Genomic DNA, 19447 nt, shown 5'->3' with positions numbered 1-19447 from the left:
ACTATTGATCAAGAATTATTTACTCAGTTGATTAATTACCCATTACATAAAATATTTAAATGCTAAAATTTTGATAGGTAATGGGTAATCAGTTACTGACTATTACCAATTACCAATATCAAAAGTTTATTTATTCAGCACGACCTCTTTCTCTTTTTTCTTCCGCATAATTGCCAAGTATTCACTCCGTGTTCCGTCAACTCGATAGTGATCACAAATTTGACAAAGTTTGAGAAGATCCAAACGACTGAATATTTTTTGATGCTCAATAGCGTTGTCATTACGCCACCGCCAAAATGTTGTTCTATCAATTCGACGATTGCTTTCAGGCCATCTTCTCCGTGATAGAAAATCTACTAATTCATCTTCATGAAATGAGTAACCTTTTGGTAATTTGAGGAGGTCTTCTCGTAACTCATTCAGCGGGATGAGTGGATCTAATTCAGATAGTCTCATGCCAGCAATTCCTTGTAGTTTTGTAATTCCAATATTGCAGAAGCCAAATAATGCAATAAAGTTTAATTGACTAATTTAATGCTCAAAGACCGCTTTAAATTCACAGTCTAAATTTCCCTGATTTAATAATTTAGGTTAAACTTATTTTTTGGGAATTTCAACCTATATGCAACTAATTGTTTCATAAAACCTTATTTGTCGCACTATCTTAGATTTGTAAAAATTGCAAGCATCAAATTATTAACTCCTTGTATAGATTAAGAATTACTGACCTTTCATTATCTCAAACTTTAGAATCAATTTGATAGAAAAATATTTTTTTAATTCTTTAGATATATTTGGTAGTGACTAATTTTACAAAATATAAAAAAATCTTTCTGGAGATAGATGCAAATATTCACTATTTGGCATTAGAAACTAATGAACAATAATTACATATTCAAAATCCTATATCAAATCTTTTACCCCTCCCTAACCCTCCCCTTATAAAGGGGAGGGAACTGGATTCTTATTGTTTCCCTTCTTATAAAGGCTACGGTGTACACACAAGTTATCGAATCACCATTATTCCTCAAATTACCCCTCCCTAACCCTCCCCTTATAAAGGGGAGGGAACTGGATTTTTATTGTTTCCCTTCTTATAAAGGCTACGGTGTACACACAAGTTATCGAATCACCATTATTCCTCAAATTACCCCACCCTAACCCTCCCCTTATAAAGGGGAGGGAACTGGATTTTTATTGTTTCCCTTCTTATAAAGGCTACGGTGTACACACAAGTTATCGAATCACCATTATTCCTCAAATTACCCCACCCTAACCCTCCCCTTATAAAGGGGAGGGAACTAATTTTTCCGATTTCCCCCCTTTATAAGGGGGGATTAAGGGGGGTAACTTAACTTGTGTACGATAGCTTGTCAAGGGAAAAGGGGGTAACAATGTGATGAAAATTATGGGATACCACCTTTAAAATATCCTCTCAGGGAAAAATAAAATCTTTAATAAATTAAAACTAAGGATATGCAATCTATGTGCAACTTTGGTCAAAATGGCTAAAACTTAGATAATAATTTATGTATTGGATAAGCAAACACATTTTGTAGATAACTCTATCAATTTTACATTTGCAAGACTTTTATGAAGTTGCACATAAATTGCTTATGAGTTGCAATAGAGTTGTCACCAAACTCAGATTAATTTTGGCAAAAATTAATTTATAGACTACAGGATTAATTAGAGGATTCCATATTAAGCCGCCAGAGTATTCATCAATAATTAACGCAAAAAAAGATTTCAATACTGTTAAGGATGAAAGTCAATATTTACCTATACTAACTTCATCTAAGACTGTATAGAATCATCAGATATCTGAATTTATCCGTATTTATCTGCGGTCAATTACTCTTGAAACTTTAACTCCATATTACCTGCTCAAAAGAGCAAAATATGATCATGGCTATCTCCCAGTTTGAAACTGCTTTCACACAGTTAAAAGATGAAATTAGTAACTGTGAAAAGTCTGTACTCAAGATGATAAAAGTGAAAAAAAATATGCCTGAGACTACAAATATGAAAAATGAAATTAATGCTAAATTGCGAACAACCGATGTCGCAATTGTTGGTATGGCTTCTATTTTTCCCCAGGCGAAGAGTTTGCAAGAATACTGGGAAAATATTGTTCAGAAAGTAGATTGTATTACTGATGTTCCTGCGTCCCGTTGGCATATAGATGACTATTATGATCCTGATCCAAAAACACCAGATAAAACCTATTGTAAGCGCGGTGGTTTCTTACCAGATATTGATTTTAATCCTATGGAATTTGGCTTACCTCCCAATATTTTGGAGGTGACAGATATTTCTCAATTACTCGGTTTGGTAGTAGCAAAAGAGGCGTTAGAAGATGCTGGTTATGGTGCATCTCGACAATTTAATCATGAACGAACAGGAGTAGTATTAGGAGTAGCAATTGGTAGACAATTGGCTGTTCCTTTAGGTGCAAGATTGCAAGATCCACTTTGGAAAAAAGTTCTCAAAAATAGTGGTTTATCAGACGAAGATAGCCAGAAAATTATTGAAAAACTCAAAAGTGGATATGTGCAATGGGAAGAAAATGCTTTCCCCGGAATGTTAGCAAATGTGATTTCTGGACGTATCGCTAACCGTCTGGATTTGGGGGGAATGAACTGCGTAGTTGATGCAGCTTGCGCGAGTTCCTTGGGTGCATTAAGGATGGCTGTTAGCGAATTAGTAGAACATCGCGCCGACATGATGATAACTGGCGGTGTAGATACTGATAACTCAATTTTCGCCTATATGTGCTTCAGTAAAACTCCTGCTGTTTCTCCAGGGGAAAAGGTAAGACCCTTTGATGCTGATGCAGATGGAATGCTATTAGGTGAAGGCGTGGGAATGTTGGTACTTAAGCGCCTAGAAGATGCTCAACGAGATGGCGATCGCATCTATGCAGTCATTAAGGGCGTTGGCAGTTCCAGTGATGGTAAGTATAAAAGTATCTATGCACCTCGCGCCGAAGGTCAAATAATTGCTTTGAATCGAGCATATACAGATGCAGGAGTTTCTCCTGCTAGTATAGGCTTAATTGAAGCACATGGTACAGGAACGATGGTAGGAGATCCTACGGAATTTACATCTATTACCAGTGTTTTTGGCGAAAATAACCCGAAAAAACAGCATATTGCTTTAGGAACTGTTAAATCTCAAATTGGACACACTAAAGCGGCTGCTGGTGCTGCCAGTCTCATCAAAGCGGCTTTAGCATTACATCACAAAGTCTTACCACCGACGATTAATGTCAGTACCCCCCATCCTAAACTGAATATTGAGAACTCGCCATTTTATTTAAATACGGAAACTAGACCTTGGGTAAGTCATCCTACTCAACCCAGAAGGGCGGGAGTCAGTGCTTTTGGATTTGGTGGTACGAATTATCACGTTGTTTTAGAAGAATATGAACATGAACATCATCACCCTTACCGTTTACACCATACTCCACAATCCTTACTGCTATTTGCCCCCACCCCTTCAGAGTTGTTATCTCGTTGTCAACAAATCCAACAACAATTACAGAATGAGAATAAAGAAAAATACTATCAACAATTAATTACTGATTCTCAAACCGCTAAAATTCCCGTTAATTATGCCAGAGTGGGCTTTGTCGCCGATGATTTAGGGCAAGCTGGGGAATTACTGCAAATTGTCATAGAAGGGCTGAGAAACAAGCCTGAAGCCAAATCCTGGGAACATCCGCAAGGGGTTTACTACCGCCAAAAGGGGACAGACACAACAGCTAAAGTAGTGGCTTTGTTTTCTGGACAAGGTTCACAATACTTAGAAATGGGGCGGGAATTGGTAATGAATTTTCCCTGCTTGCGCCAAACCTACACTCACATGGATAGCTTGTTGTGTGAAGACGGGTTACAGCCTTTATCAAGTGTAGTATTTCCTCAACCTGTTTTTGATGAAACAAAAAAGCAAATTCAGTTAGCAACATTGCAAAAAACTGAATATGCACAACCGGCAATTGGTGTATTTAGTGCAGGCTTATATAAAATCTTGCAACAAGCTGGATTTAAACCCGATTTTGTTGCCGGTCATAGCTTTGGTGAATTAACAGCCTTGTGGGTCGCAGGAGTGTTAAATGAAGAGGATTATTTGTTCCTAGTAAAAGCTAGAGGACAAGCTATGGCTGCACCTGCTAATCCCAATTTTGATACCGGAGGAATGTTAGCTGTCAAAGGAGATATTCATCAAATAACGGAAGTAATTAAAAAGTTTCCCCAGGTAGCAGTTGCTAATAAAAATTCTCAGCACCAAGTAGTATTAGCTGGCAAGAAAGAGGAAATTATTCAAGTCCAAGATATTCTCAAAAATCAAGGTCTTACCACTTTTTTATTAGGAGTTTCCGCAGCATTTCATACACCATTAGTATCTCATGCTCAAAAACCTTTTGCCCAAGCCGTTGAAAAAGTAAATTTCAACGAAGCCCAAATTCCTGTTTATACTAATGTTACAGGTAGCCGTTATCCTCAAGAACCCCACGCCATTCAAAAAATCCTCAAAGAACAACTGTTAAATCAGGTGTTATTTCAGCAGGAAATTGAAAATATTTATGCTGCTGGCGGTTATTACTTTGTAGAATTTGGTCCCAAAAGTGTCCTTACCAATTTGGTGAAAGAAATTCTAAGTGATAAGCCACACATAGCTATAGCCGTAAATCCAAGTCATACCAAAAACAGCGACAAAACTCTTCGACAAGCCATAGTTCAATTGCAGGTAGCTGGATTATATTTGCAAAATTTAGATCCCTATCAAGTCGCAACTAAAATTCCCGAAGTTCCCGCTAAAAAAGTTTTAAATGTCCGCTTAAATAGTACCAACATTACCGAAAGAACTCAAAAAGCATTTGCGAAAGCTTTAGAGAATGGTCATCATGTGGGAGTGGTATCTCCCCAACCAACAATTGACAACAAACCGCCAACTGCATTTAATGAGAATCATCAACCACAGGGTAACAACAAACCGCCAACTTCATTTAATGAGAATCATCAACCACAGGGTAACAACGACCACCCAACTTCACTCAATGGTAAATTAGAACAAGTCGAAATCCAACCTGATAATCAGGGAAAAGTTATTCACAACTTAGAAAAAATTATCACAGAATTTAGCCAGCAACAACGAGATATTATCCACGTTCATGAACAATCTTTACACAATCAAACAGAATACACAAAGACATTTTCTCAATTAATGCAGCAACAGTATTTATTATTGGGAAATAATCAAACTACAGAACATCAATCCCAAACTCAACAACTAGCAATTTCCAACTCTGAACAGAACATGATGCGGTTTCATGATCATCAAGGTGATACCCTCCGCATTCATGAACAATATCTCAAATATCAACATGAATATACCCAAAATTACTTTCAACTTCTGCAAAAACATTTGCATTTACTGACCTCAGAAAATAAAGTCATCAATTTTGTAAATCATCCTCAAATTCAACAAGACTTAGAAAATGATCAAAAACCAGACTTACTGAATCAGAATATTTCCGAACCTCTTCCTCTCTGCGCCTCTGCGCCTCTGCGTGAAGAAAAAACCTTTGTAAATCATCCTCAAATTCAACAAGACTTAGAAAATGATCAAAAACCAGACTTACTGAATCAGAATATTTCCGAACCTCTTCCTCTCTGCGCCTCTGCGCCTCTGCGTGAAGAAAAAACCATCCCAAATATAGATAAAGCTACCCTTAGTCAAACTTTACTAAACGTTGTCAGTGATAAAACAGGCTACCCAGTAGAAATGTTAGAACTGTCAATGGATATGGAAGCAGATTTGGGAATTGATTCTATTAAACGGGTAGAAATTTTAGGAGGTTTATTAGAACTACATCCCGATTTACCTAAACCCAACCCCGAAGAATTAGGACAATTAAGAACCTTGGAACAAATTGCTGAATATATGCAAACTTTAGTTCCAGATATCTTAAATCAACAAGTAGAAATATCAACAGCAATTATTAGCAAAGAGGTATTAGTAGAAGTTCCCCAACCAGAATTAATTCCAGCCACACCCGTAGTTGAAGAACAGCAACAAGAAGGAGAAATTTTCCAAGATTTAAGCGATATTCTGCTAACAGTTGTCAGTGACAAAACAGGTTATCCTGTGGAAATGCTAGAACTGTCAATGGATATGGAAGCAGATTTAGGAATTGATTCTATCAAACGAGTAGAAATTTTAGGAGGTTTATTAGAACTATATCCCGATTTACCTAAACCCAACCCCGAAGAAATTGGAGAATTGAGAACTTTAGGCGAAATTGCCACTTATATGCAGCAACAAGCCCAGAGAATTCCTAATTTATTGACTGAAGAAATAGTAGAAGATATCACAATCACATCTGTACCAAATATCCGCCGCAGTATTGCTAAATTACAGCAACTTCCCACACCAGATAGTTTAGAATTTTCTCTTTCTGAAAATCACATTGCATTAATCACTGATGATGGTTCTTCCACCACAGAGAAATTAGCAGAAAGTTTGATAGCGAAAGGTTGGAAAACTGTAGTTTTAAGTTTCCCCGGTGTCGAGTCAAATGTTAATGCAGGTATCAATAGAGTAGTTTTAACGGATTGGAATGAAGACAGTTTACAACAACAGTTAAAACAGATTGCTGATAATTATGGGACTGTAGCTGCATTTATTCACCTTCACCCAGCAACATCATTAGACATAGATAAATCTATTCTGCGTCATGTCTTCTTAATCGCTAAATATCTGAAAGAACCACTCAACGCAGCCGCCAAATTTGGACGCAGTTGTTTTATTAGCGTTGCGCGTTTAGATGGTGAATTTGGATTAGGAGAAAGCCATAATTTTAGTGCAATTTCTGGAGGATTATTCGGACTTAGCAAGAGTATTAATCAAGAATGGGAAAATGTATTTTGTCGTTCCCTTGACTTAAATCCAGACTTAGATTCAGAAACATCTGTAAAAAATATCCTCGCAGAAATTTATGATGCAAACTTGTTAATTCAAGAAGTAGGATATAGCAACAAAGGTAGAGTTACTTTAATTGCAGATTTTAGCCCATTACCAACTACCAATTCTGCAAGAGAAATTACTAAAGATCAAGTATTTCTCGTGAGTGGTGGTGCAAAAGGAATCACAGCCCAATGTGTCATAAAAATCGCCCAACAATATCAATGTAAATTTATTCTTTTAGGGCGTTCCACCACAGAAGTTGAACCAGTTTGGGCAGAAAATTGTGAAAATGAAGCAGAATTAAAACAGCGAATTTTAGAAAATTTTCAAGCCCAAGGGGAAAAACCAACACCGATAATGGTACAGAAAAAGTATCAAATTATTTCCTCACAGCGAGAAATTCAAAATACTCTGAAAGCTATTGTAGAAGCTGGAGGGGAAGCAGAATATCTGAGTGTAGATATTACTGACACAGTATTACTAGAATCAAAACTTGCAGATGTAATTGAACGTTTTGGGGCGATAACAGGTATAATTCATGGTGCAGGAAACTTAGCTGACAAGCGCATTGAAAAGAAATCAATTCAAGATTTTGAAAATGTTTATGCAGCTAAAGTTAAAGGTTTAGAAAATCTCCTGCGGTGTGTACCAGCAAGTCAATTGCAATATTTAGTTTTGTTTTCTTCCGTAGTGGGATTTTATGGAAATGCAGGACAATCAGATTATGCCATAGCCAATGAAATTCTCAACAAATCAGCCCATCTAATTAAACATAATTACCCTAACTGTCATGTTATGGCTATTAACTGGGGACCTTGGGAAAGTGGCATGGTATCATCAGAATTAAAGAAAGCTTTTGCAGCCAGAGGAATTGAAGTTATTCCCGTAGAAACAGGAACACAAATATTAGTTGATGAACTAACAACGGCTAATCAAGGCACAGTTCAATTAGTGATTGGTAGTCCATTAATTTATGTTCCTGCAACCTTATCAAATGATTTAAAAACCTATCGGATTAAACGCCGATTAACATTAACAGAAAACCCATTTTTACAGGATCATGTTATCGCCGGTCGTCCCGTACTTCCTGCTACCTGTGGGTTATTATGGATGACTAATGCTTGTGAACAACTCTATCCTGGATTTACAGCCTTCAGTTCTCCCAATTTCAAAGTTTTAAAAGGCATAGTTTTTGGTGAGGACTTCGCAAGTGAATATATTTTAGAACTTCAAGAACTTGCGAAACATGAAAATCAGGAAATAGAATTTGCTGCTAAAATTAGTAGTCAGACACCAGACGGGAAAATCCGCTATCATTTCAGCACAAATCTAATTCTCAAAAGAGAAATTCCCACACCTCCAAGTTATGTAAACTTGAACTTTAATCAGGATGAAAATTTTCTCAAAACCAATCAAGAATTATATCAAGTAAATGCTTCTAGCCTATTTCATGGATTCACATTTCAAGGCGTAAAATCAGTTTTAAATACCAGTCCTAGTCAGATAACCATTGAATGCTGTTTACCAGAACCAACTACACAGCAACAGGGACAATTTCCGGTGCAAACATTCAATCCTTATATAGCAGATGTCCAGATTCATTCTCTCTGGATTTGGACACAACACTTTCATCAAGTTGGATGTTTACCATCAGAAATAAAGCATTTTGAACAGTTTGCAAAAGTCCCTTTTGGTGAAACATTTTATGTTACTTGTGAAGTCCAATCAAAAACAGAATCATCAGTAGTTACAGATGTGATTACCTATAACCGTCAAGGACAAGTTTATAATCGCATGATTGGTGCTAAAGGAACAATTCTACCTCGACAAATAGCCAAAGATTAGATTTTTTCACGCAGAGGCGCAGAGAGGATTTAAGGCATTGCTGATTAAGGGTATGAATTTTAGTCTCACGCAAAGGCGCAATCACGCTTCGTGATCTCGAAGAGTAGACGCAAAGGTAAGATTTTTAAAGGTTCAATTTGGAAATTTCATACCTCGATTCAGCAACGCCAAAATTAAAACTCTAAAACTTTGCGCCTTTGCTTCTTTGCGTCTTTGTGCGAAACATAATTAGGTTCAATTTTAAAAACCGGAGAATAATAATGAAATCAATTGCACAAAATCAAAAATTAGCAATTGTCGGTATGGATTGTTTTGTTAGTAATTCACCAACATTAAATAAATTTGAACGTCTGATTTATGAAAGCAAGCAAAATTTAGTTACATCTGAAAATTATCAGCAAACTCCATTAAGTCGAGAATTAATCAATTCTGCTCTAGAAGATGCTAAAATTCAACCAGAAACGAAGATAGCTTTAATTATCATTTCTCCTACAGAAAATTCTGCTAAATTAGCTAACTATATCTCTGCTGAATTAGCATTTTTTGCCGAGGAAAATTCGCTTTTATCGGCTTTGGATGTCAGTCAAAAATTATTAACTACCCAGCAAGTTGAAGCTGTTTTAATTGTCGGCATAGACAAGAGTTACCCGATAGAAATTAATGAAGGTGTATATACTTTTAGTTATGACGAAAAAGCTGAAAATGTAATTAAAACAGCAGGTGCAGCCGCAGTAGTGTTACAACTGCATGAAACAGCCAAGCAACAAAATCATTGCATCTATGCAATCATGGATGGTTTCAGTGTGGTCAAACATTCTCCCAATCACCCGGAAACCATTACTCAAGCTTGTCAGAATGCGTTTCAAATAGCAGATGTTCAAGCCGCAGATATTGGTTATTTAGAAGTGGTTGCTAGAGGGACTGCCAACGCAGATATAGCAGAAATTCAAGGTTTAATATCAGCCTATCATACAGGGGGAGAAAATCTGAGTTGTGGACTGGGTAGCGTTAAAGCAAATATTGGTAACACACAAGCCTCATCTGGTATATTTAGCCTCATCAAAACCGCACTTTGCCTATATCATCGTTATATTCCTGGTGTTCCCCAATGGTCTAATCCTAAACAGCCAGAAATTTGGCGCGGAAGTCCCTTTTATGTAGCGGTAGAATCAAAACCTTGGTTTTTAGAACCTGGTGCGACTAAAAGAGTGGCTGCGGTAAATATGATGGAAGAAAATAATATTTATGGACATTTAATTTTGTCAGAAGAAATCAGCCAAGTAGAACGCAGTAGTCAATATTTAGCAGAAATGCCTTATTATTTATTTCCTATTGCGGCTGATGATCGTTCTTCTTTATTAACACAAATTACCGCACTTCAACAAAGTTTCACAAATGGTTCTTCCATATCTCAACTTGCTAATGATTATTTTCAAAAATATCAGCAATATAAACAATCAACTTACGCCTTAGCAATTCTCTCACGACATCCAGAAGAATTAAAACGAGAAATTGAAAGGGCAATTCAGGGAGTAAAAATTGCTTTTGCTACTGGGAAAGACTGGCAAACTCCTCTTGGTAGTTATTTTACGGTTAATCCCCAAGGGAAAAAAGGTCATGTCGCCTTTGTTTATCCTGGTTCTTTTACTTCCTATATAGGACTAGGAAGAAATATTTTTCGTCTTTTTCCTCAACTACATAATGATGTTGTCATCAAAAGTGTTTATAACCGAGTCGCCAATATTGAAAAAATTCTCTATCCTCGAAGCATCAATAAATTATTAAGAAGACAACTAGAAAGCATAGAACAAACATTAATAGATGATCCCGTTTCTATGCTGGAATCAGAAGTTGGTATCGCCGGATTAATGACAGCAATTCTGAAAAACTATTTCCAAATTCAATCCCCATACAGCTTTGGCTATAGTCTTGGTGAAACCAGTATGATGTTAGCGCAAGGTGTCTGGACTAGCTTTAAAAGTACGAGCGATTATTTGAACTCATCTCCTTTATTTAAAACTCGGCTATCTGGTCCTAAAAACGCAGTTCGTCAACATTGGGGATTACCCTTAATTCATGAAGGTAAAAGGGAAGAATTTTGGAGTAACTACATTTTGATATGTTCCTATTCTCTAGTGCAAGAGGTTCTAAAAAATGAAAGTCGGGTTTATACTGTTTTAATCAATACACCTGAAGAAGTCATTATTGCTGGTGAAACTAAAGCTTGTGAAAGAGTTATTCAAACTTTAAAATGTGACGCTTTTCCCACATCAATTAATCATGTAATTCATTGTGAACCAATGCACTCTGAATATGATGAATTAGTAAAGGTCAATACCTTACCTATCCAAACCAATTCAAAAACAATTTTCTATTCTGCGGCAGAATACGCACCCATGAAAATTGATAGCCATTTAATAGGCAAAAATATTGCTAAAGCCCTTTGTCACCAACTTGATTTTCCTCGCTTAGTTAATCGTGCCTACAATGATAATGTCAGAATCTTTATTGAAGTTGGTGTTGGTAGTAACTGTAGTCGTTGGATTAGCGAAATTCTCAAAGACAAAGGACATCTAGCTGTATCCCTAAATAGAAGAGGTGTAGATGATCATACCTCCATTATTAAAGCCTTAGCCAAACTATTTAGTCATCGAATTGAGTTGGATTTATCACCTTTATATTCTTTGCCTAATATCAAATTTGCAGAAGATACTTCTTTATTAGATTATCAACACAAAATGACACCTATCCCTAATTATCAAAGTTTAAATAAAAATAATGCCCGTATGGCTAAAGCACACAACTTTTTATTACAGTCCCGGCAAACATCACTCCAACAACTTAGTCTCTTTCTCCAACAGCAATTAGACTTGTACAAAAAAATGGTGATACAAGCCAAAAAAGAACAGTAAAAATGGCGTTGCTGATTAAGGGTATGAATTTTAGTCTCACGCAAAGGCGCAAAGACGCAAAGGTTTGAGTTTTAAAGATTCAATTTGGGAATTTCATACCTCGATTCAGCAACGCCAAAATTTAAAGGTATGCGAAGAAAAGTAAAATCACTCAAAACTCTCTTCCTGTTCCCAGTTAAGAGTTCCCTTGCCCCAACGACAATTTTTAACGCCCACCTACTTATTCACTACAAAAATCATGTTAAAACAACATCAACAACTCAAATTTTCCCCTTCCATGAATAACAATTATCAAGGATGGCAAGGCGATTTAAATACTGTGTCCTTTGATGCAAAAAATATTAAAAATAAACTGATGAATTTGGATTCCCCTTGTTATATTCTGAATAAAGAAGGACAAATTGGTATTAGCAATGAAGGCAGTCTATCATATAGTGCTAACGGTAAAACTCAAAAGCTAGAAATGCTTTTAACTGTTCCTCCAATCGGATTTCATCAATTAGGTGATCCAGCTTTTCTAGAGTTCTACAGCGTCAAATATGCCTATATGACTGGAGCAATGGCTCAAGGTATTGCATCCGAAGAAATGGTAATTACCTTGGGAAAAGCCAACATTTTAAGCTCCTTTGGTGCAGGAGGTTTATCTCCTACCCGGATAGAAGCAGCAATTCACAAAATTCAACAAGCTTTGCATAACAAATCTTATGCTTTTAACTTACTTCATAGTCCTAGTGAACCTGCTATCGAAAGGCGTTTAATTGATTTGTATTTACAGCATCAAGTCAGAATAATTGAAGCCTCTGCATTCTTAGATTTAAGTGATAATATCGTCTACTATCGGGCGGCTGGACTGAGTTTAAATTCAGCCAATGAAATCGAAATCAAAAACAAAATTATTGCTAAAGTTTCTCGTCGGGAAGTTGCTACTAAATTCCTCCAACCTGCACCTACAAAAATTTTAACTCAATTAGTTGAACAAGGGTTAATTACTGAATTGCAAGCTAATCTTGCCGCAAAAATTCCTATGGCTGATGATATTACCGTAGAAGCAGATTCAGGAGGACATACAGATAATCGTCCACTGGTTTGTTTATTACCTTCTATTTTAGAATTAAGGGACGAAATTCAAGGCAAATATGATTATGAAAAACCCGTAAGAATTGGTGTAGCTGGGGGAATTTCTACACCTCAATCAGCCCTAGCAGCTTTAATGATGGGTGCGGCTTATATTGCCACTGGTTCTATTAATCAATCTTGCGTTGAAGCTGGGACTTCAGAATATACAAAAAAGCTCCTAGCTGAAGCAGAAATGACTGATGTAATGATGGCACCTGCGGCTGATATGTTTGAAATGGGAGTCAAATTACAAGTTCTTAAACGGGGAACTCTCTTCCCCCTTCGCGCTCAAAAATTATGGGAATTATACAGAAACTATAATTCATTTGCAGAAATTCCCCCAGATGAAATAGAAAAGTTAGAAAAACAAATTCTGCGAAAAACAATTTCCGAAATTTGGCAAGAAACATCTACTTATTTATCTCAACGTAACCCAGAAAAATTAAGTAAAGCTGCCAATAATCCTAAACTAAAAATGGCGTTAATATTTCGCTGGTATTTAGGATTATCTTCCCGGTGGTCTAATACTGGAGAAAAGGGTCGAGAAATTGATTATCAAATTTGGTGTGGACCAGCAATGGGAAGTTTTAATAATTGGGTACGTGGTTCTTATTTAGCTGATATTAATAATCGTCGAGTAGTTAATGTGGCAGATGAAATTATGACAGGTGCAGCGTATTTGTATCGGATTCAAAACTTGAAAATTCAAGGCTTACAAATGCCAGAAGAATACAGTCAATATCATCCACAAAGTAGCTTGGGTTGAGGGACAGTGTTCGCGTAGCGTGCCGAAGGCATAACCCAACATTAGCGGTAGGATAGCAAGGGGTGTTGGGTTTCGTCCATTGGTGTCAACTTAAGCTCAAATCCCTACCACATCTCGTTCCTAGTCTCTGACTAGGAATGCAGTTGATGAGGCTCTGCCTCTAATATTATTGAAGGCAGAGCCTTCTAGAATTCATTCCCAGTCAGAGACTGGGAATGAGATGACTTGAGTTCTTTGCGGGATAGAGGTTTTACGTGAACGTACCTCAACCAAACCTAAGTAGGTGAACACAATAAAACCAAACTGTGTAAAGAAATGTAAAATCGCCCAAACCCTCTTCACTCTTGCCTCTTGCCTCTTGCCTTTTGCCTTGCCATAACGACAATTTTCAACGCTCACCTACTTACATTTTACCAAAGGTTGTGATAAATATGGCTATAAATAGAAAGTTAGGACAGCTAGAAGAAACAATGGAAATCCTGAATCAACGGGCTAAAACATGGAATGTAGTTACGATTAGCCGGATTCGAGGAAATATTCAAGAAACAGTTCTCAGACAGTCTTTAAATATTATTCAATATCGTCATCCTGCGCTTAATTCTCATATTATTAACTCTCGAAATTCTTACTATTATCAGTCTAAAGGTACAGGAAAACTTCCTTTGCAAGTTGTTAATATTAGAGAAAGTCAGGAATGGGAAGCGATCGTTAATGCAGAAATGAATCAGGTAATTGATAGTAGTAAATACCTGCTGCGAGTCGTACTTGTCAAGATATTAAATCAGCAAAATATTAATTATCTGATTACAACCACACATCATGCTATTACCGACGGTTTATCAAGTGTCCAACTTCACTCAGAAATTTTAACCTACTGTCAAAAGATTACCGAAGGTAAATCTCTTCCCATAGTTACTACTTTAGAACGACTTCCACCCATTGAAAAACTATTACCCACTTGGACAAATAGTTTCAAAAGCAAACTAGGTAGAGTTGCTTTATTATTAAATATCGCACTTCAAAAATATTGGAATCAACCAAAAGCATTAAGAGTAGAAAAATATGTTCCTATTTCTCAACGTCGTTGCGAAATCATTCATAGACAACTTAGTGAAGAATCAACACGGCAGTTTATTCAGCAATGCAGACAAGAAAATACTACAGTACAAAGTGCTTTATGTGCGGCACTAATGTTAACAGTCTCCAAACAACTGGCTAAAAACCATGAAGATAATATTCCAGTTAGTTGTTTATCATATCTTGATTTAAGAAGACGGTTACAACCAGAAATTAGTACAGAGAATATGACGGTTTTAGCAGCGTCTTTGATGAAATTTTATAGAATTACCAATAATACATCTTTTTGGGAATTAGCGCGAAAAGTCAAACATAATCTCAATGAAAAAATTCACCAAGGAGAAATTTTTCAAATGATATATCTAGCTAAATATTTGATAAATTTTTCTTTACTATTCCCTAATCAAGTATCTCCTACAGTCTCAGTTTCCAATCTTGGTAAAGTCAATATTCCCCATAATTATGGAGAATTAGAACTAGAGGAAATCAGTTTTGTTGGTTCTCATGCTTTATATGCAGGAATGTTTATTGTTCACGCTGCTACTTTTCAGGAAAAAATGACCCTAAATTTTGTCTTTTCTCAACCTTCACTTAATCAGCAAACTATGGAAAGACTTGTTGATCATTGCATTGATTCTATCATGAAAGTCTCATCGCGTTACTTAATACCAGTAGGTACATAAATGAATAACAATATCTCTAATTCTCTCTCAGAAAACCAAGATAACGCTACTAAAATACAAGCTTGGTTAGTTTCGGAAATTTCCTCTTTACTGGGAGTTAATCCAGAAGAAATAAATATTCGTGAACCTTTAGATAGTTACGGTTTAGACTCAGCACAAACCATAGTTATCGCTAGTAAAGCCGAAAAGTTTTTGGGATTCAAATTGTCACTTATCCACCTTTGGTATTATCCCACCATTGAAGAACTTTCTCTCAGATTATCTGAAGAATTAGAAAATTCTCAGTCAGAAATTATCCAGATATAACCTCTACAAATTCTGTTTAATTACTGACAAACCAGTTTTTCCTCCTTGATTATTGGGACACTTCGCTAGATTAGGGTAGCCTAATTGAGCCAGGTGTCCTCTTTTCTAAATTCCTATTTTTAAACACGGGAGATTTTGTGATGAACGCAGCGGAAATTTTAGCAAAACTCACTCAACAAGGTGTATTATTTTGGTCAGAAAATAGCAAACTGAATATTCGTTCTCCCAAGGGTGTAATTACTCCAGAAATACAAATAGAAATAGCTAAATATAAAGAAGATATTTTAGCATTAATTCAGGAAATGAATGTTACTAATGACTATGTTCATGAACCTTTAATGCAAGGTATTAGTTTACAAACTATTGGTAAATTAATTGGTGGTTTTTCTGGAGAGTCACCCACGGGATATCAAATTCCAGTTATTAATCCTCAGTTTATGGCTGAGAACTTAAAAGTGACTTTTAGACCTTTACCGGATTATTATGATAATCAAGTTATTGTCAGATTTCGCCAACAATTAATATTTTATCTCCAAAAGCATGGGGTGAAGGTAATTCCTTGGAAAGAAGCAACAACGGAATTGAAACATACCATTAAAATTCCCGTTATTAACTGGCATAAATCTTTGAAAATGCAGAGTGTTAGAGCGGATATTGATGCTGTAATAGATGTAGAAAGACCAAATTCATGGTTAAGAAAATTAGGAATATTTGTCGCTGAAACTTGGTATAAGTTATCTTATACATGGCTGAAAGAAAAACAAAAAATGTCTGTTGTACAAATTGCTAAGTTAAGTAGTTGGGCTGAAGATCATGCTGCTAAATATGTTGAAGATCCAACAAATACACAAGTAATAATTTTAACTGATATAGATGATGAATTTGTTAATCCACTTACACCCTATCCAGAAAAAATTCGCATTGGCATAAATACATTGGTGAAAACTTTTTCAGAAATTGTGATTGGTGTATCTCATGAAAAATTTTCAATTCTGAATATGAATCTTTCTGATTCTAATTTTGCCCCCCATGAAGTCGAGAACTTTGCTTTAAAATCACTGATTCCCAAAGTATTTGTGCCGATTACTCCATTATTAATTAGTCGTTTTGAAATAGGAGAATATAATCCTCATTTATCAAGCTATGCTGGGAAATTAATTAAATTAGGGCAAGATTTAGCATCTACAGGGTTATTTCCGGCTGGGTTTAAATTAGATGAAGTTGTTAAAAGAAAATCCCATAGAGATATTGTGAATGTCATTGTGAATGGTAGAACAGGAGTATCTTATGGTTTTGTGGCTTATGCTGAACCTCCTCATTATGTAGGGAAGCCAGAAATCACTATTGATGAATGGGATAATTTATTACCTGTAGCGGGATTTAGTAGTTATGAACTTCGCCAAAATGAACAAGGTAGACGTTATATTAAACTAAATATCAACGCCGAAAATAGATTTAAGCAAATACCTGATATTTGGCTAGTTAGTTCTCGTTCTGGTGCGAATAAAACAGATTTAAGCATTGATACTGATATTCTACGGATTGGTTTACAAGATAAATTACATCTGCAATTACCATTAGGAAGTAATGCACAAAAAGCAGATATTAAACCATCCTATGATATCTATGTGATGTTAGCCATTAGTTTAGCTGCGGCTTTATATACACCAGAATTAATTGCTAATGGTGCGCCAATTGTTCACTTTCATGGTTATCCTGATGTTGATTGGTTTCAAGAAAAGGAATATTGTGTGGGGATGAATAATCCTTCTGTACCTTGTGGAACTTATGAATCAGGGGTTTTCAACTTTTTAGGAATTGCTGATTTAGGTGATCAAATAATCAGTGATGTCAATTTAATTAGCTTAGTAGAACCAGATCATGGGACAAATTTTATTGCTAATGATTTGGAGTATTTAGTAAATAGGTTAAAGGCTGGGTGTGTGACTGGACAAATTGAATTAGGTGGGAAAAATTTCCCTTCTCTGAAAAATCGCTAACAAGATCCCCGTAACAAGATCCCCGACTTCTTAAAGAAGTCGGGGATCTGATTTAGCTACGGTGTACACACAAGTTATCGAATCACCATTATTCCTCAAATTACCCCTCCCTAACCCTCCCCTTGTAAAGGGGAGGGAACTGGATTTTTATTGTTTCCCCCCTTGATAAGCTATGGTGTACACACAAGTTATCGAATCACCATTATTCCTCAAATTACCCCTCCCTAACCCTCCCCTTGTAAAGGGGAGGGAACTGGATTTTTATTGTTTCCCCCCAAAGCATCGGGGGGATTAAGGGGGGTAATTTAACTTGTGTGTACACGATAGCCTTTTAGGAGAGGGCTAGGGAGAGGTAGGGAAGGGGGGTTAGGTTTCTGGAGATTATCGGTTTCATCTAATACTTTTCAAACAACCTCTTAGATGTAACAAGATCCCCGACTTCTTAAAGAAGTCGGGGATCTGATTTAGATGATAGTAGAACCGGGAAGTTCTGTAACTGGTGGTTCTCCCCAAGTTTCAATTTGGTTGAATGTATGTTTACTTAATGGATAAAACCTGATACTATCTTCAGAAGATTTTATTTGTTTGCGGAGTCTTTTTTGCAATTCACTATATTTGGTTTGATTAAGAATACATTCAAAGACTGAATATTGAACTCTTTGACCATATCCTTCTAATAAATCAGAGACTTTTTTACGTCTTTTATCACAAGTAATGTCGTATACTATTACATACAATAACATTACCGGATTTGATAAGGTTTATATAGTTTACTTGGCTGGTAAACAAAATCTTTGAAAGCCTTGATTTGCTGTGTCATTAAATCCCAACGTGGTTGTTTCTCTCCTTCAGAATTTTGGACTTCTTCTTCTAGTCGTTGCAAGAAATACTTAATATATTTAGGTCTTCCCGAATTATTTAAGTAACAACCGCTATCATGATATTCAAAATCATTGTCAATGTTCATTATTTTGGTATTGACTAACCACAGTACCAAAGAATCAATAATTGGGGCGCGAAACTCTTCAATTAAATCAGAAGTTAATGCTGCATGGCGTTCTGTTCCTTGATGTAAACAAGCATAATAGGGGTCTAATCCTTGGAGTTCAATTAGTGTTAGTAGATGATTCCATAAAATTTGATAACCAAAACTAAGCATGGCATTTACTGGGTTTCCTGGGGGACGACGACTGCGAGCTAAAAAGACAAAATCAGGATTATTTAAACATTCCCCAAAAGCGTTAAAATATTGTGCAGCACCAGCGCCTTCTAAACCCATTAAACGCTCGATAGTTTCTGCTTCCCCGGCTTTTTGGGCTAACACTTCTAAACTTTTAATAGTAATTTCAGCGGTTTGAGAGGGATTACGGCGTTGCTGACGTTGTAAAAAGGTGCGACTATTTTTTAATTTGGCTTGAATAATTGTTCTAGCTGCTATCAATTTATCAATTGCTGTTAACTCTTGTTGATAACGAGATAGGCGACGATAACCACGCTCAATTGGCATTAATCTTCCATAACAGTATCCCATCCGAGATAAATAGGCAATGGGTATATCTCGCCAAAGACAGGTACGAATGGCTTGGGTGGTAATTTGTGATTTACCAAAGATTAATATTTGTTCTAGTAGTGGTAATTGAACTTCACCATGTACTATTTCTCCTTGTTTAATTATTAAGGTTTCACCTTTGAGGCTAATATAACAACCTTGGCGAGAAACATAAAGTGTTCGCATATATATAAACTAAAGATTATGTTATTCTGAGATTT

General features: G+C 36.2%; 9 protein-coding genes. 6 read left to right on the top strand and 3 right to left on the bottom strand.

The window, feature by feature from the left end:
- Positions 1–126: 126 nt before the first annotated feature.
- A complete protein-coding gene (locus AA650_RS03645) occupies positions 127–456 on the bottom strand; it encodes a hypothetical protein (protein ID WP_027402676.1) in 330 nt (109 codons plus the stop codon).
- Positions 457–1908: 1452 nt separating this feature from the next.
- On the opposite strand from AA650_RS03645, the gene AA650_RS03640 reads away from it, so the two are divergent.
- From AA650_RS03640 to AA650_RS03615, 6 genes are all read left to right on the top strand, one after another.
- Complete coding sequence (locus AA650_RS03640; RefSeq protein WP_053538000.1) at positions 1909–8817, top strand: type I polyketide synthase; 6909 nt, start codon at positions 1909–1911, stop codon at positions 8815–8817.
- Positions 8818–9077: 260 nt separating this feature from the next.
- Positions 9078–11729 carry a PfaB family protein gene (locus tag AA650_RS03635; RefSeq protein ID WP_053537999.1) on the top strand — a complete coding sequence of 884 codons (2652 nt, stop codon included), beginning with the start codon at positions 9078–9080 and terminating at the stop codon, positions 11727–11729.
- A gap of 238 nt (positions 11730–11967) precedes the next feature.
- A complete protein-coding gene (locus AA650_RS03630) occupies positions 11968–13611 on the top strand; it encodes a PfaD family polyunsaturated fatty acid/polyketide biosynthesis protein (RefSeq protein ID WP_053537998.1) in 1644 nt (547 codons plus the stop codon).
- Positions 13612–14042: 431 nt separating this feature from the next.
- Positions 14043–15371, top strand: coding sequence for a phthiocerol/phthiodiolone dimycocerosyl transferase family protein (locus AA650_RS03625; RefSeq protein ID WP_053537997.1), 1329 nt, complete (start codon positions 14043–14045; stop codon positions 15369–15371).
- Entirely contained in the window at positions 15372–15677 is a 306-nt protein-coding gene (locus tag AA650_RS03620) for an acyl carrier protein (RefSeq protein ID WP_027402681.1), read from the top strand.
- A 140-nt stretch (positions 15678–15817) separates the two neighbouring features.
- Positions 15818–17677 carry a hypothetical protein gene (locus tag AA650_RS03615; protein WP_199924371.1) on the top strand — a complete coding sequence of 620 codons (1860 nt, stop codon included), beginning with the start codon at positions 15818–15820 and terminating at the stop codon, positions 17675–17677.
- A gap of 464 nt (positions 17678–18141) precedes the next feature.
- Here AA650_RS03615 and cas2 read toward each other — a convergent pair whose 3' ends face one another.
- Positions 18142–18420, bottom strand: coding sequence for a CRISPR-associated endonuclease Cas2 (gene cas2, locus AA650_RS03610; protein ID WP_039203185.1), 279 nt, complete (start codon positions 18418–18420; stop codon positions 18142–18144).
- Positions 18420–19412 carry a CRISPR-associated endonuclease Cas1 gene (gene cas1, locus AA650_RS03605; RefSeq protein ID WP_053537995.1) on the bottom strand — a complete coding sequence of 331 codons (993 nt, stop codon included), beginning with the start codon at positions 19410–19412 and terminating at the stop codon, positions 18420–18422. The genes cas2 and cas1 overlap by 1 nt, the downstream gene beginning before the upstream one ends.
- Positions 19413–19447 lie beyond the last annotated feature (35 nt).

The sequence above is a fragment of the Anabaena sp. WA102 genome (assembly GCF_001277295.1).
GTDB classification, from domain to species: Bacteria; Cyanobacteriota; Cyanobacteriia; order Cyanobacteriales; family Nostocaceae; genus Dolichospermum; species Dolichospermum heterosporum.
This window is presented reverse-complemented; position numbering and strand designations above follow the sequence as displayed.

What these genes read in the sequence shown, in the direction of transcription:
- AA650_RS03645 (WP_027402676.1), bottom strand. Translation starts at nt 456, where the DNA reads ATGAGACTATCTGAATTAGATCCACTCATCCCGCTGAATGAGTTACGA.
- AA650_RS03640 (WP_053538000.1), top strand. Translation starts at nt 1,909, where the DNA reads ATGGCTATCTCCCAGTTTGAAACTGCTTTCACACAGTTAAAAGATGAA.
- AA650_RS03635 (WP_053537999.1), top strand. Translation starts at nt 9,078, where the DNA reads ATGAAATCAATTGCACAAAATCAAAAATTAGCAATTGTCGGTATGGAT.
- AA650_RS03630 (WP_053537998.1), top strand. Translation starts at nt 11,968, where the DNA reads ATGTTAAAACAACATCAACAACTCAAATTTTCCCCTTCCATGAATAAC.
- AA650_RS03625 (WP_053537997.1), top strand. Translation starts at nt 14,043, where the DNA reads ATGGCTATAAATAGAAAGTTAGGACAGCTAGAAGAAACAATGGAAATC.
- AA650_RS03620 (WP_027402681.1), top strand. Translation starts at nt 15,372, where the DNA reads ATGAATAACAATATCTCTAATTCTCTCTCAGAAAACCAAGATAACGCT.
- AA650_RS03615 (WP_199924371.1), top strand. Translation starts at nt 15,818, where the DNA reads ATGAACGCAGCGGAAATTTTAGCAAAACTCACTCAACAAGGTGTATTA.
- cas2 (WP_039203185.1), bottom strand. Translation starts at nt 18,420, where the DNA reads ATGTTATTGTATGTAATAGTATACGACATTACTTGTGATAAAAGACGT.
- cas1 (WP_053537995.1), bottom strand. Translation starts at nt 19,412, where the DNA reads ATGCGAACACTTTATGTTTCTCGCCAAGGTTGTTATATTAGCCTCAAA.